Source organism: Candidatus Sulfurimonas marisnigri, from assembly GCF_015265475.1.
GTDB classification, from domain to species: domain Bacteria; phylum Campylobacterota; class Campylobacteria; order Campylobacterales; family Sulfurimonadaceae; genus Sulfurimonas; species Sulfurimonas marisnigri.
On record NZ_CP054493.1, the window covers coordinates 2,149,851 to 2,164,000 of the forward strand.

14 protein-coding genes are annotated in these 14,150 nt (G+C 34.9%); 3 read left to right on the plus strand and 11 right to left on the minus strand.

Translation table 11 applies throughout. The features are described 5' to 3' along the window. Positions 1–5: 5 nt before the first annotated feature. From HUE87_RS10880 to HUE87_RS10925, 10 genes are all read right to left on the minus strand, one after another. A complete protein-coding gene (locus tag HUE87_RS10880) occupies positions 6–2,039 on the minus strand; it encodes an FAD-dependent oxidoreductase (RefSeq protein WP_194366413.1) in 2,034 nt (677 codons plus the stop codon). A 13-nt stretch (positions 2,040–2,052) separates the two neighbouring features. Next, the gene (locus HUE87_RS10885) at positions 2,053–2,274 is read right to left on the minus strand and encodes an NADH-ubiquinone oxidoreductase subunit E family protein (protein ID WP_194366414.1); all 222 of its coding nucleotides are present in this window, start codon (positions 2,272–2,274) and stop codon (positions 2,053–2,055) included. After that, complete coding sequence (nuoD, locus tag HUE87_RS10890) at positions 2,274–3,512, minus strand: NADH dehydrogenase (quinone) subunit D (RefSeq protein WP_194366415.1); 1,239 nt, start codon at positions 3,510–3,512, stop codon at positions 2,274–2,276. Before nuoD ends, HUE87_RS10885 begins: the two co-directional genes overlap by 1 nt. Before the next feature lie 8 nt (positions 3,513–3,520). Further along, complete coding sequence (locus HUE87_RS10895) at positions 3,521–4,327, minus strand: NADH-quinone oxidoreductase subunit C (protein WP_194366416.1); 807 nt, start codon at positions 4,325–4,327, stop codon at positions 3,521–3,523. Continuing rightward, positions 4,327–4,836, minus strand: coding sequence for a NuoB/complex I 20 kDa subunit family protein (locus HUE87_RS10900; RefSeq protein ID WP_194366417.1), 510 nt, complete (start codon positions 4,834–4,836; stop codon positions 4,327–4,329). Before HUE87_RS10900 ends, HUE87_RS10895 begins: the two co-directional genes overlap by 1 nt. Further along, positions 4,818–5,207 (minus strand): NAD(P)H-quinone oxidoreductase subunit 3, encoded by a 390-nt coding sequence (locus HUE87_RS10905; protein ID WP_194366418.1) that lies wholly within the window; start codon positions 5,205–5,207, stop codon positions 4,818–4,820. The genes HUE87_RS10900 and HUE87_RS10905 overlap by 19 nt, the downstream gene beginning before the upstream one ends. A 358-nt stretch (positions 5,208–5,565) precedes the next feature. Continuing rightward, a complete protein-coding gene (locus HUE87_RS10910) occupies positions 5,566–7,302 on the minus strand; it encodes an ATP-binding protein (RefSeq protein WP_194366419.1) in 1,737 nt (578 codons plus the stop codon). 8 nt (positions 7,303–7,310) lie between these two features. Beyond that, positions 7,311–8,519, minus strand: coding sequence for an OmpP1/FadL family transporter (locus HUE87_RS10915; protein ID WP_194366420.1), 1,209 nt, complete (start codon positions 8,517–8,519; stop codon positions 7,311–7,313). Between the two features lie 47 nt (positions 8,520–8,566). Next, positions 8,567–9,454: a deoxyribonuclease IV gene (gene nfo / locus HUE87_RS10920; protein ID WP_194366421.1), complete on the minus strand. Its 888-nt coding sequence runs from the start codon at positions 9,452–9,454 to the stop codon at positions 8,567–8,569. Then, positions 9,447–9,917, minus strand: coding sequence for a hypothetical protein (locus HUE87_RS10925; protein ID WP_194366422.1), 471 nt, complete (start codon positions 9,915–9,917; stop codon positions 9,447–9,449). The genes nfo and HUE87_RS10925 overlap by 8 nt, the downstream gene beginning before the upstream one ends. Before the next feature lie 158 nt (positions 9,918–10,075). Here HUE87_RS10925 and proB point away from each other — a divergent pair, with 158 nt between their 5' ends. The 3 genes from proB (at position 10,076) to HUE87_RS10940 (ending at position 13,336) form a co-directional block, all read left to right on the plus strand. Further along, positions 10,076–10,837: a glutamate 5-kinase gene (gene proB / locus HUE87_RS10930; protein WP_194366423.1), complete on the plus strand. Its 762-nt coding sequence runs from the start codon at positions 10,076–10,078 to the stop codon at positions 10,835–10,837. Between the two features lie 262 nt (positions 10,838–11,099). After that, entirely contained in the window at positions 11,100–12,371 is a 1,272-nt protein-coding gene (locus tag HUE87_RS10935) for a Y-family DNA polymerase (protein ID WP_194366424.1), read from the plus strand. A 23-nt stretch (positions 12,372–12,394) separates the two neighbouring features. Then, complete coding sequence (locus HUE87_RS10940; protein ID WP_194366425.1) at positions 12,395–13,336, plus strand: DUF234 domain-containing protein; 942 nt, start codon at positions 12,395–12,397, stop codon at positions 13,334–13,336. 9 nt (positions 13,337–13,345) lie between these two features. Here the strand turns inward: HUE87_RS10940 and HUE87_RS10945 are convergent, their stop codons facing one another. Continuing rightward, positions 13,346–14,149: a J domain-containing protein gene (locus HUE87_RS10945; RefSeq protein WP_194366426.1), complete on the minus strand. Its 804-nt coding sequence runs from the start codon at positions 14,147–14,149 to the stop codon at positions 13,346–13,348. Position 14,150: the final 1 nt, after the last annotated feature.

Here is a 14,150-nt window from a genome sequence, read left to right on the forward strand (position 1 = left end):
ACCTACTATGTTGCTACCATAGCGATGTAGTAACATCGCATACAGCGTTCCGCTTCTGATATTGATTGTTCTTGTGTGAAACCATAATTCACTTCTCTATTATTATATTTTCTATCATCAACATCAACTACTTCACTTTTTTGACGTGCAATGCCTGGCATCCATCCAGTTACTTTCTCTTTTTTATCATAAACTTTCAGTTTACTTAAATGATCTTCCATAATCTCATCGTCACTACGAGTAATTTCGCCTGTTTCTAGATACCTTGTAATAACCGATGCTCCACGCTTAGCTTGACCAACAGCATTTACAATAGTCATTGGACCATATTCGCAATCCCCAGAAGCAAAAATACCTTTACGAGATGTCATATAATCTTTGCCATTTGTTTTAATAGTAGCCCATGAAGTCTTCTCAATTTCCCACTCTTCTGGCAAGAAATCTAAATCTGCACTTTGAGATACAGCTGGTATAAGATAATCAACTTCAATTACCTCACTTGCACCTTCTGTTTTAACTAGTTGAGGACGACCACCATCTGGATCTGGAACCAATTCAAACTTGTCAACTAAAAGAGATTTTAAAATATTATCTTCATCTCTCATCTCAGCAACAGCCGAATGGAATATAAACTCAACGCCCTCTTCTACTGCTTCATGATACTCTTCATAGGTTGTATTACGAATAATAGTTTTCTCATCACGACGATATAACATTATAACGCGCTTAGCACCAGCACGGATAGAACAACGAACAACGTCCATTGAAGTAAATCCACCACCAACACAAGCTACTGTCTTTCCAGTCAAGTCAACATAATCAGTATCTATTGCATATTCTATTTTTTGTTCTGGAGTTAATGTATAGCCAAATTTTTCATATAGGTTTACACGATCAAGGAAGTCTATCGCTCCCCAGTATCCAGTAATCTCTGGTCTTTCATTTGCACAACGCACAGCTTTTGATATACGAGTACCTGAAGCAATCATAGTTGCGTCATACTCTGTTTCAAACCTACGCATGTCATCAGTAGATACTTTATGATTAATTATAAAGTTTACACCCATATCTCTTACACACTCAATGTCTTGAAGGTATTTTTCCCATGGCATACGATATTCAGGTACACCAACCGTAACCTCTCCACCAAGAACTGGCAATTCTTCATATACATCTACTTCAACACCATCAGATGCTAAATAGTAAGCTGTTGTTAGCCCAGCAGGACCTGCACCAACGATTGCAACTTTTTTCCCCATTGGTTTCTTTTTCTTCATAGGGTGAAAAAAATCAAAACCATGATCAGTTTCATAATCAGCACCAATGCGCTTTAATTCCATTATAGCAATAGGCTCATCAAGGTTAGTTCTTCTGCATGCGTCTTCGCATGGGTGAGGGCACACACGACCACAAACATGTGCAAGTGGCATAGTTTGGCGAGTCGCTTTTAGTGAATCCCCCATCTTTAAATCTCTTACACCCTCTATGTATCCTGGAATGTCTACATGTGAAGGACAAGCGTCAGTACAAGGTGCAGTAATTTTTGCAATGTATCCAACTTCTTCATGGTAATGTTTAGATGGTTTTTGGTTAGTAATACAATCCATAAATACATCTTCAAAATGCTTCATTAAATCAATAATAGGAGTTGGAACTGTTTTTCCAATCTCACATTTTGAAGTAATTTGCATACTTTTACCGATCTCTTTCAAGTGGTCTAAATCAGCGACAGCACCTTCACCACGAGCAATTTTATCTAGCTGGTCATATAAAATTCGTCCACCCCATCTACCGGGCGCACATCTTCCACATGCCTCAGAATACTCTTGGTACTGTGCAGCATACTCCATTGCTAAACGGATTACATCTACATCTGCATTGAATAGTGAAACACCATCCCAACCTATAAAGGCTTTGGAATCACGATGATCATCATATTGTGCTGGCAGATTATAAGCTGATTCTTCCCACTCTTCTTCAGGTTTGCCAATATTATTTATAAGCTCTCCATTCCAAGTAGAAAAATATACTTTACTCACATTATATCCCTAACTATTTTTTAACTACGATAGTCCAGTCGACTTCGTTAAACTTTAAAGAGTTCATCAACTCATAACCACATTCTTTTACTAAATCTGCTGATTTTTGCACTGGGGTAAAATCCCCAATCTCAAATAAAAAGATTGCTACTTCGCCAGCTTTATGCTCACCAAGTATCTCTTTCATTCTAGGTTCATACTCAGTTTTCAGATGTCTTAAATCATATCTTTTCATTATCTATCTACCTCACCAAATACAATATTTGTAGTACCAATAATAGAAACAACATCCGGAATATAGTGACCAGGTAAAAGGTCAGTTAAAATTCCTGTGTGCCAAAAAGATGGAGCACGAAGCTTCAGTCTATATGGATATGGTCCTCCTTGAGAGTTTATATAAAAACCTAATTCGCCTTTTGGTGATTCAGTTGCTACATATACCTCTCCTACAGGAGGCCTCATACCTTGTGTTACAAGCACGAAGTGTTGCATAAGCGAATAGTTTTGAGTCATAATATCCAGCTTTGAAGCTGATATATATTTTGGAGAATGAGCCATCAATTCAGTTTGATTATCTTTAACGCATTTCTGATACATAGTGATTGTTTGTCTAAGTATCTTAGCTGACTCTCTCATCTCTTCCATATATATGCGGTATCTTGCAAAGTTATCACCTTTATCAGACCAAGGTACATTAAACTCTACTTCATCATAAAGCTCATACGGCTCTTCTTTACGAATATCCCATGCAACACCAGAAGCTCTAAGCATTGGTCCACTACAACCCCATGAAAGCGCCATCTCCGTTGAGACAGTTCCAACTTCTTCCATTCTCATTAACCAAATACGGTTAGTGTCAAGAAGATCCTCATAATCTTTTATATTTTGAGGTAACTTATCTAAAAATACTCTAAGTTGAGTTATAAAACTATCTTGAATATCTAAAGGAACACCACCAATACGGATAGAAGCATGCGTAAGCCTAGCTCCACAATAACCCTCGATAATATCCATTAAGTACTCTCTTTCACGGAATGCGAAAAGAAAAACTGTCATAGCTCCAATATCTAGTGCAGTAGTTGCCAGCCAAAAAAGGTGAGACATTAAACGGTTCATCTCTAAAAGCATCATACGTATTACTTTAGCACGACGAGGAACATCTAATCCTATAAGTTTTTCAACAGCAAGTGCGAATCCATAGTTATTTGAAGATGAAGCAATATAGTCCATGCGGTCAGTCGTCGGCATAAACTCATTATAAATCATATTCTCAGCCATCTTCTCCATTCCGCGGTGAAGGTATCCAACATCTGGATGGGCTTTTACTATCTGCTCTTGTTGAAGGTGAAGCATTAAACGAAGTTGTCCATGCGCTGAAGGATGCTGAGGACCAAAGTTTAAGATCATCTCATTATCTTCTCTATCAAAAGTGATATTTTCAAAAAACGGGTTTAATCTATTTTTTACCTGCATATTTCCACCTATCTTTGAGGGTCGTTAACAACGACCGAATCTTTTTTATCAAATTTTTTAACCATGAAAACGCCACCATCTTCTTGATAGTTCTGTTCTGTTTTAGGTTCATTGCCAGTAACTTTAGTGCCCTTTGGTACTTCATATCCTAATCTGGCAAATCTCTCAGAGTCATAACGATCAACGTTAGCAGTATCACGGAGTTCAGGCCCGATTTCTTCGCGTGCCTCTTTTCCAAAAATTTTATCTACTTCATACCAAGCAGCAAACTCATCACCTTGTAATGGGTATGTTTTAAGAAGTGGATTACCTTGCCAGTCGTAAGGCATAAGGATTCTTTTCATAAATGGATGACCGTTAGCTTCGATTCCAAACATATCAAACATTTCACGCTCAGACCAATCTGCACTTCTAAAAAGCTTCTCAACAGAGTTTACAGCTTCTCCATTTTCAATAAACATTTTTATACGAATACGCTTACGCTTATTCATACTTAGCATTTGGTAGAAAATCTCAAACTTATTATCTTTAGCAAGCCAATCAATAGCGCTCATCTCTGAAAGTTGAGTATACTCAAGCTCGTTTTTCATCAGTTCTAAAACTTTGTAGTTGTCTTCAGGTTTAATAAACACTACCATTTGACCAACTTGAATATAAGAATCAAGAACGTCAAACTTCACTTTTATAGCTTCTAGGTCAGAATTGAAAACTTCGTCACTCTCAACAGTACTTTTTGGAACTTGAGGAGAGACGTAAAATCTATCCGTATAATAAGCTTTTTTTTGTACATCATCTTTAGGTGTATATGCTCTCATTACATCAACCTTTTTGGTTTTTGCGCACGAGATGCGTGATTAGCACGGATTTTTTTCTGCAATAACATAACGCCATACTGAAGTGTTTCAGGACGAGGTGCACAACCTGGAAGATATAAATCAACTGGGATAATTCTGTCAACACCCTGAACAGTTGAATAAGTGTTAAACATACCACCAGTATTCGCACATGAACCCATAGAAATTACCCATCTAGGCTCTGTCATTTGGTCATACAGTCTTTTAATAAACTCAGCATGCTTTTTAGTAAGAGTTCCCGCAACTATCATAACATCTGCCTGACGAGGGGATGCTCTAAAGATTGTTCCAAAACGGTCAAAGTCATATCTTGATGCTCCTGAAGCCATCATCTCAATACCACAACAAGCAAGACCGTAAGTAAGTGCCCATAGTGAGTTTGAACGACCCCAGTTTACAATTTTATCTATACTTGTAAGTGCTACAGGCAAGCCGCCATCTTGTGTATAATTTACTTTATGCTGTGCCATTCAAGTGCTCCTTTTTTCCATGCATATACGAAACCAATTGTTAACAATAATATAAACATTAACATCTCAGCAAAACCAAACCAGCCAAGTAGTTTAAAGTCTACTGCCCATGGGAACATAAATACTATCTCTACATCAAAAAGTAAAAATAGAAGTGCAAACAAATAAAACTGTGGCGATATTCTATTTGGTTGTCTAGTAACCTCAGGTCCACACTCATATACCGATAATTTAATTTTCTCGCTATCTTTAGCCGCTAACGCACGACTCGCCAAACGAGCGATGATTGTTGTTGCTGTAAATGCACCAAATGTTACAAGAAAAAGTACAAATACCCCAAAATACGGATTTGAAGTCACTATATGCTCCATATAACCTACCTTTATATTATTATTGTTTTTGCTTTTTTAATATTTATACAAAAAACAGTTGGTTGGAGTATATCAAAAAGAGTATTAAATAAAAGAAAACGATGAAATTTACAGCGATGGTTGTTACTAAATACTACACAAAAAAATATATAAATATAGCAAATGTATATAATAGTAACATATTAAAAGATTATTTTATACTGCAACTAATAAATATGATTAAGCTACCATATATATTAATATAAGTGATGAACAATTGCTAAAATGCCTAGGTGAACTTCTTACAACAAAAGAGAAAAATTCGTATTTTCCTCTGTATTGATGAACTTAAGTATAAGTTTTGCTTAGGTTTATAAAATTACTTAGTTAAAAATCCCATAGATTTTTCACTATCAAAACTTGCATCTTTTTCTCGTCTGATTTCTTGAATAAAATCCTCTAATCTAAAAAGTGGTTCATCTCTAACTGCAACTTTATACGCAGTATTTTTGATTATTAGATTTATTTGGCCACCAGTAAGAGCGTAAGTTGCTAACTCATTTAAATCAAACTTTTCCTCATACGGAGCATCAACAGGTAGCATTAATTTCCAAAGTTCTACTCTTTGTAGCTCACTTGGTTTCTTAAACTCTATTTTGTAGTTAAATCTTCTTGAAAATGCTTTATCTATATTTTCAAGCAAGTTTGTCGTAGCTATAAGCATTCCTCTAAACTTTTCTATCTGTTCTAAAAATATATTTTGCATCTGATTGTGCATCTGATCTGCACCTGATGTCGTTCCACTAGAACGTGCACCTAAAAACTGGTCTGCTTCATTTAATAGCAAAATTGGTTCTGATTTTGTTTTCTCACAAAGGTCATAAAAAGTGTCAAATATTTTACGAACATTTTTTTCACTCTCTCCAACATACATAGATAAGATTTTTGAACAATCAAAAGCAAGTACTTGGCGCTTTAATGATTTTGCAAGTGAATAAGCTGTCATTGTCTTACCTGTTCCTGCTGCACCATAAAAGATAATTCTAGCATCAATTCCACTTTTTTTATCTTTTATTCCCCACTCAACAAGTCTTCCAACAACTTCTTTATCCAATTGTCTCATAAGATTACTTAGGGTCTCTTTTGTCTCATTAGCCAAAACTACATCATCTAAAGATGTTGTAGGCTCAACAAGTTCAAAGATATCTTGCTCATCAATAAGAGCATTGAGTTTTAATCTTGTAACTTTTTTGTTCTTCTGAGGATGTATTATACTTTGAAGAATATCATCGACTATATAGAATGCACGAGATATCCCACCAAAAGGGTTTAACATCTCTTCATAGTCTATAATGCCCTCATTTATCAGGTTTGAGCCATCCTCTAGAAGTGAGCGATTTTTTATTTTATCATACTCATCAAGAGAAATTAACTCAATAAGAGCATTCATCTCTCTCAAAGATGAGTCTGATGCACTATACTCTTCACGAAGAAGAGCTATAAAAATCACCTGCTCTTTATTATCCATCTTTTTTTGTTTGAAAAATTTATCTAACACAAGTTTTTCACTGGTTTGTGCGACTCTCTCTTGAATTCTTTTTTCTAAAAGTTGTAATTTGTGTTGCGTTCTGTCAATACCAAGTGAGTGTTCATGTACATTCTGTCTTATCATGCTTATTTTTTGATAAAGTTCTATACGAAAAAACTGGTCTTGAAGGTACTCAAGGTGATCCAAATATGGCTTTATATCAGGTAGATCACTCTCTAATGTTCCATATTGCAAAAGCTTCAGTAGTGATGGTGACAAGCCAACTGCACCATTTAAAAGCTCTAATGGAGTAACCTCAGATATTTTTACAGGAGTAAAACTTTGTTGATGCAGCCAACCTAGTTCTAAAAGTACTTTAACCTCGTTGAGATGCTTTATTGGCTCATACTTTTTATCTCCGTAAATATCTTGAAGAATCTCAATAGTTAAAACATCATCTTGACCCTCAACGTATTTTCTTGCCAGATGTTGGAGTATTACCGCCTCTTCTTTTCGGCACTTTAACTGTGTAAAGACCTCTGACTTCTCAACGTCTTTTGTGTCTAAAAAATTTATTAATGTTTTCAAAAATTTCCTTAAAATTTATATTCTAGTCCAGCAGAGATTATTAATACATTTGAATCTTTAAATTCACCGTTTGTTAAACTCGCATTCGTTATGCTTTTATCTTCTCTCATTGAATAAAGAGCCGCCAAACCTAGATTTACCTTCTCATTCATCTGATAGCGACCGCCAAATGAGACTGAAACAGAATCAGAATCGGGCAACTCATAACCAAGTGAAGAGTCTGGTACCGGAGAGTTATCAACAACTACGCCACCCATTAAAGTACAGCTATCCAACTCTTGAGTTATACCCAAACGAAAAGCATTTACATCTTTCCAGTTTTTTGTTATTGGTGTGCCAAAACCTGCTAAAGCAGGATGTAAGCTTGGTTCATAATTAAAATCTAGTTCATTATATGTATGCCAATAATTTCTCTCATATACCAATTCTATTGTTGTGTTTGTTGGTAACGTGTATGCTATTGCCATATTTAATAAAGCTGGAATAGGTATACCGACAGTTGCTCCACCGTCATATGTTACAGCGCCACTGCCACCAGATAATTTTGCTGTTCCTTCAATTGTTAAATCCACATTAGAACGATAGGTTAAACCAATTTCCAGCTCTTTAGTTGGCTTATATGACAGTGCTAAATTGTATCCAAAGTCTATGGAGTCACCTTCCATATCACGAGAAGAAGTAGGTGCTGTATTTCTAACTATTCCGCTAGAATGTACAAGTCTAAGACCTGCTGATACTGCAAGCTTATCGCTTATTGGCAAAGCAACCGTTGGATTCACCTCAATAGTTTGAAGAGTAAATTCCTCTGCACTCCATACAGCTGGAGCAGTCTCCCATCTCTTTGATAATCCAGCCGGAGAAACTATGCTTAAACCAAAACGAGCACCACTAATATTTTGTGAGACATAGTGAAGTGATGGAACAAGAAAGTTCTCTTTTTTTGAATTTATATCATATTGTGTTGCTCCAGTAGCTATATATGTGCCCTGATAATTTATCTCACCAAGACCGATATACATTAAATCTGCTTCTAAAACACTCTCATTTTTCATAAAAGCCATATTTGCAGGGTTGTAGTAAGCTGCATCTGCCCCATTGGAGTGTGCAACATTCGCAGCACTTAAAGCTACGGCATTGAGTGAAGTTTCGGGTATTTTATACCCGCCTGCCATTAAAGCTGAACCCGCAGCCAATGAGATTAAAAGAAGTTTTTTCATATTTTCATCCAATTGTTTTACATCGGACAATACTACACAATCTAAGCTTAATTTTCAAAAGAGTAGAGAAGCTCTATCTCCTCTTTCCAAATATCACTGTCTATCGTCTCAAGAATAAGCGGAATATCATCCATCCTCTCATCGTTCATAATAAATCTAAATGCATCAAGTCCGATTTCGCCTTTTCCTAAAGAGTGGTGTCTGTCTACATGTGAGCCCAAAGGCGGTTTTGAGTCATTTATATGCATACCCATCAGGTATTTAAAACCCACTATTTTTTCAAACTCGCTCCAAGTTTTCTCATATACATCTCTTGTTCTTATATCATAGCCTGCTGTAAACATATGGCATGTATCTATGCAGACTCCGATTCTGGACTTATCCTCAACTTTATCGATAATATGAGCTAAATGTTCAAACCTCCAGCCAAGATTAGTTCCCTGCCCTGCTGTGTTCTCAAGCACTGCACTCACACCGTTTGTTTTATCAAGAGCTATATTTATGGACTCTGCAATAGTATCAAGGCATTTATCTTCAATCTCTCGCATCACATCTGCGTTCTCTTTATCTTTTTTGCTAACTTTAACGAGATGGCTTCCCGGATGAAAATTAAGTTTGTCAAGCCCAAGAAGCTCGCATCTTTGCAGTTCGTCTATAAATGCAACTCTTGATTTTTCAAGTTTTTCAGCCTCTGGATTTCCAAGATTTATAAGATATGAGTCATGAGGCAATACATGCTTAGGTAAAATACCGCTTTGCTCAAGGGCATATTTGAACTTATCTATAGTCTCTGTATCTAAATCTTTGGCTACCCACTGCTTTTGGTTCTTGGTAAAAAGTGCGAATGCCTTTGCCCCTATTTCCTGCGCATGTTTCACTGCATTAAAAACTCCACCGCTTGCACTAGTGTGTGCTCCTACAAATTTATTACTCATTTGTATCCTTTATTTTAAAAATTATATTGTTTTTTCTATCTTTAAAAAACACTACATGTAAGCCTACTTTATATTGTATATCTACATGTGTATCTTGTATATTTTGCTCAAATCCATCTACTGTTTTTATAATATTTTTTCCGCCATAAATCTCACGAGCCAAAAGTATATTTTGAAGCATCTCATCAGGATATGAAGAGTTAAGATAATCTTCATTAAATCCGCTTTTACTCATACACCCTTCGCTTACACAGATGAGATGATTAACACTGATTTTCTCTACAGCTTTACCTGCAATGAAAAGTTCTAACTCTATATTTTCATTACTATTACGAATGTAGCCTAGGTCAGAAAACTTTATCTTAGGTGATTTTATTATGATTATTTTTGTCTGAGTGTGCTCATAATTTTTTATACTGCACGCACTTAAAAAAAATATAGATATTAATAGTATATATTTCATGGCTGTAATTATAGCGATTATTTTCTTCTCAATTTGCCATATCTTTCACTTGTACATGTAGATTTATGTATAATTAATTTATAAATAAATCATTAATATTAACGAAATAATAAGTTTAATATGTTATCTTGTCCAATAAATTAGTAAAGGTGGTAGATTTGAAAAGAATTGTTTTTAAAGTTGGAAGTAGTGTATTAACAGAAACGAATTTTATTGCAAAAGAGAGGATGTTAAATTTAGTCTCTTTAATTGTTGAAGTGCAAAAGAAATATGAAGTAGTACTTGTAACTTCTGGCGCTGTTGCCGCTGGATACACTGCGTTAAAACTAGATAGAAAAAAACAGATAAGTAAAAAAGTGTTAGCTGCTGTAGGGCAACCAATATTAATGAGCAGTTATAAAAGTAAGTTTGATATCTATGGTGTAGACATTGCGCAAATACTTTTGACGGAAGATGATTTTGACTCCAGAGAACATACTAAAATTTTTCAAGAAATCATTAATAGAGCATTAGAAAATAATATTTTACCTATTGTCAACGAAAATGACATTTCTACAACGCCTGAACAACTTTTTGGAGATAATGACCAACTTTCAGCTCATGTATCACACTATATAGATGCTGATATGCTTATTATTTTAAGTGATATCGATGGCTATTATGATGATAATCCACATGAAAATCCAAAAGCAAAAATTAGAAAAATTGTAAATGAAATTAAAGAAGAAGAACTTCTTCAAAAACATACACCAAATAATGAGTTTGCAACAGGTGGGATAGTAACAAAGTTGCAGGCTGCTCAACATATTTTAAATAAAAAAAGAAAAATGTTTTTATGTAGCGGTTTTGATTTAACAGCAGCAAAAGAATTTTTAATTGATGGTGTTCATAATAAAGGTACACTTTTCGAAAATAAATAATAATTTAATCCTCTGATTATAGAATATATGAGATTCCAAATCAAGCTTGGAATTAAGACACCTCCCTCATCCTGAACTTGATTCAGGGTCTAGTTAAAAACAAAAATCTGACAATTTGACATAGAAATGCATATCTATATATTTACCCAATATAATTCTTTAATTATCAAAAAAACGACTTAAAAAATTATTTTGGAGTAGCATAAAGTGTATATTAAAATAATACTACATCATATTACTCCTATAAACAGGACTATATAAATTGAAAATTCATATTGATATCGACTGTTTTTTTGTGAGTGCTGCAAGAATACAAGAGCCTTCACTTGAACGTAAAGCTGTTGCAATTGGCGGGAGAAGCGATACCAAAATCTTTACAAAAGATGCTAAAAAACAGACTGTAAACTTTGAAAACTCTGGCTCATTTGTGCCAACATTTTATAAGACTTACGAAGAGAGCGATGATGACTTAAATGCTTTTAAAGATGCAGATGGAAAAGTGCGTGGAATACTTACAACTTCCAGCTATGAAGCAAGGGCTTATGGCGTAAAAACTGCAATGAGCATAAAAGAGGCTTTGGGGCTATGTCCAATACTGATTATAAAAGCGCCTAATATGTCACTTTACCAAAAACTATCACATGAACTTCATGAGTTCTTGCAAACAAAAATACCTCTTATTGAGCAAGCGAGCATTGATGAATTTTACGGAGATTTAAGCGGTTGGGTTGAAGATGCTGATATTCCCCGTTTTATGGATGATTTACGCCATGAGATAAAAGAGATAATTAAACTTCCAGTTTCCATAGGTGCGGCAAGTACAAGATATATCGCAAAACTTGCAACAACTGCCGCAAAACCATTTGGATGCAAAATAATTAAGAAATATGAGCTTGATAGTTTTATAAATAAAATTCCTGTTGGAGAGTTTGCAGGTATTGGAAAAAGTATGAAAGAAAAACTAAAATCTGCTCAGATTCACACACTTGGTGATTTAAAAAGCAGACGCGGAACGGTTGAGTCTTGGGGACCTTATGCAAAAGAGTTATACGCAAGGGTGAGCGGAATCAGCGATGCACCAATTCAGACAAAACATAAAAGAAAATCAATAGGGATTTCTCGTACTTTTGACCCTATTTTTGATAGATATGAATTAAAAAGAAGAGTACATGTACTAGCTCGTCATCTAAGTTTTGCCATATTAAAACTTGATGTTATTCCCACAGTTTTTCATCTTTCACTAGCTTATGAAATGAATCAAAAATCTCATAAAAACATCTCTCTTTGTGAAATATATACAGAAAAAAAGTTTGACTCCTTATGTTTAACACTGTTTAATGAAGCAGATGTTCACAGGAGACTACATGTAATAAGGATAAGCATTAACTGTTCAAGCTTTACAAGAGACTCAAGGAAAGAGTTATCACTTATCGGCTTTGCTGATGAGAGCAAAATGAAGAAACTAACAGATCATGCACAGGAAATAAGAGAAAAATACGGAATAAATATGTTGAAATGGGGGAGTGAAATGTAGTAATTTTATGCTACAATTTCCACATGTTAGATAACAATCTTTTAGAACAATTTCGTTCATTTTATTTTAGAAACTATCCAGATGATATGGAAGCACAAATTGATTACTTCGCAGTATTTGGTGGTCTTGGTTGGGAGATAGATACAACAAAGCCGATTGACTTTTTAATCCAAGAGTTAATATTGGAAAATTTCCAAAAGTTAAACAAAGAGATAGAAGAGCTTACTTTGCAAAACAAAGAGTATACAAGGTTGCTTCGTGCACTTGCTATTGGAGACCGAAGAATATTCTCCGCTTTTAACAGAGCCAGATTAAACAATCAAAATGGCGGGATAGCTCTTAACTATCTCCAAGACAAAGGCTTAATCCAAATTGAGTATTCAAGAGAGGAACCGGCAAAGAGTTTAAATCCAAAAGGAAGAGTAAAAAGAGAGATTGCGAAACATAGAATCTCGCATAAAGTTCTTTTTACATACCCTTTTATAAGATTTTGGTTCTATTTTATAGTTCCACATGCAAGAGAGATAGCTCTTGGGAATTATGATAAATTTTTAAAAGATTTTGAGATTAAACAAAACAGTTACACAAGCTTAGTTTTTGAAGAACTCTCAGAGGTGCTTCTTAACTATAACCTTAGAGATTCACAAATTTTAAGCTCTGGCAGTTACTGGGATGCAAATGTTGAAATTGATATATTAACTATTACTCAAGATGAAAAAGTTTATGTAGCTGAATGTAAGTGGACTAATCATAAGGTAAACAAAAAAGAGTTAAACAAGATAAATGAGAAGTGTGAAAAACTTGAAATTGATCCTGACCAAATAATTTTCTTCTCTAAAAGAGGGTTTTCCAAAGAGTTAAAACAGTATGAGGGGAAAAAGCTGGCTCTTTACAGATCAGAAGACTTTGAAGCACTCGTTAAAAATGCCAAAGAGCATGAGCTGATAAAAGAGCTATTTAACTGATAAAATAAATTAACTGCTAATTCTAAGAGCCGTATATGCCTCTTGTAAAAGCTGAAATTTTTGTGTGTAGCGCCTTACCATATGAGGAGTTTCGTGGACTATTTTATCAGGATGGTAAACTTTAGCTAATTTTTTATAACTCTTTTTAAGTGCATCCTGGCTTGCCCCTACCGGACACTCCAACACAGTGTATAGGTGGATATTTTCTTTATCTTCTTGAGCTTTACATAAATCACCAAAACTAAAGTTTGCAAAATCACTATAAAGCTTGCTCATAAAGTGATTGTCATAGGTGTATTGAATCTGATAATGTAGAATATGTCGTTTGTTTAGGGCACGTTCAAGTCTACTTTTTGCTTTGTAGTCTGAAACATCTATGACCAAAGAGATATCAGTACCTCTCTCAACATAAACCTCTAGTTGAGAACGTAGATAATTAACAACCCATGAGTTTGGATAGAGCAAAGATATTAAAACTGTGTCTTTGTCGTAGGCATATAGATTTACCTGCACTACTTCTGGTTCTTGAAGTTTATTTAACTCAATTTTTATAGGTTGTGTCCCATACTTTAGCATTGAGCGTAAGAAAAACTCATGTGAAAACTCATTTATTTTGGCATGATGTTGACTCAATTGGCTTAAAAACTCTTCTCTAACTTCTTTTAATATTTCGTTTCTAAATACTAGAACTGCTTTAGGTAGAAAAAGCATACCACGAGAGTGGTGACTTAAAAATTCTCTCATCCACTTGGTATTTAATGTATCAAATTCCGTAGTGATGAGAATAAGATTATTGCGTAAAACAATTTTCATA

Excerpts from the sequence above, each read along its gene's own strand:
- HUE87_RS10915 (WP_194366420.1), bottom strand. The coding sequence starts at position 8,519 with ATGAAAAAACTTCTTTTAATCTCATTGGCTGCGGGTTCAGCTTTAATG.
- HUE87_RS10900 (WP_194366417.1), bottom strand. The coding sequence starts at position 4,836 with ATGGCACAGCATAAAGTAAATTATACACAAGATGGCGGCTTGCCTGTA.
- nfo (WP_194366421.1), bottom strand. The coding sequence starts at position 9,454 with ATGAGTAATAAATTTGTAGGAGCACACACTAGTGCAAGCGGTGGAGTT.
- HUE87_RS10945 (WP_194366426.1), bottom strand. The coding sequence starts at position 14,149 with ATGAAAATTGTTTTACGCAATAATCTTATTCTCATCACTACGGAATTT.
- HUE87_RS10895 (WP_194366416.1), bottom strand. The coding sequence starts at position 4,327 with ATGAGAGCATATACACCTAAAGATGATGTACAAAAAAAAGCTTATTAT.
- nuoD (WP_194366415.1), bottom strand. The coding sequence starts at position 3,512 with ATGCAGGTAAAAAATAGATTAAACCCGTTTTTTGAAAATATCACTTTT.
- HUE87_RS10940 (WP_194366425.1), top strand. The coding sequence starts at position 12,395 with ATGTTAGATAACAATCTTTTAGAACAATTTCGTTCATTTTATTTTAGA.
- HUE87_RS10925 (WP_194366422.1), bottom strand. The coding sequence starts at position 9,917 with ATGAAATATATACTATTAATATCTATATTTTTTTTAAGTGCGTGCAGT.
- HUE87_RS10885 (WP_194366414.1), bottom strand. The coding sequence starts at position 2,274 with ATGAAAAGATATGATTTAAGACATCTGAAAACTGAGTATGAACCTAGA.
- HUE87_RS10905 (WP_194366418.1), bottom strand. The coding sequence starts at position 5,207 with ATGGAGCATATAGTGACTTCAAATCCGTATTTTGGGGTATTTGTACTT.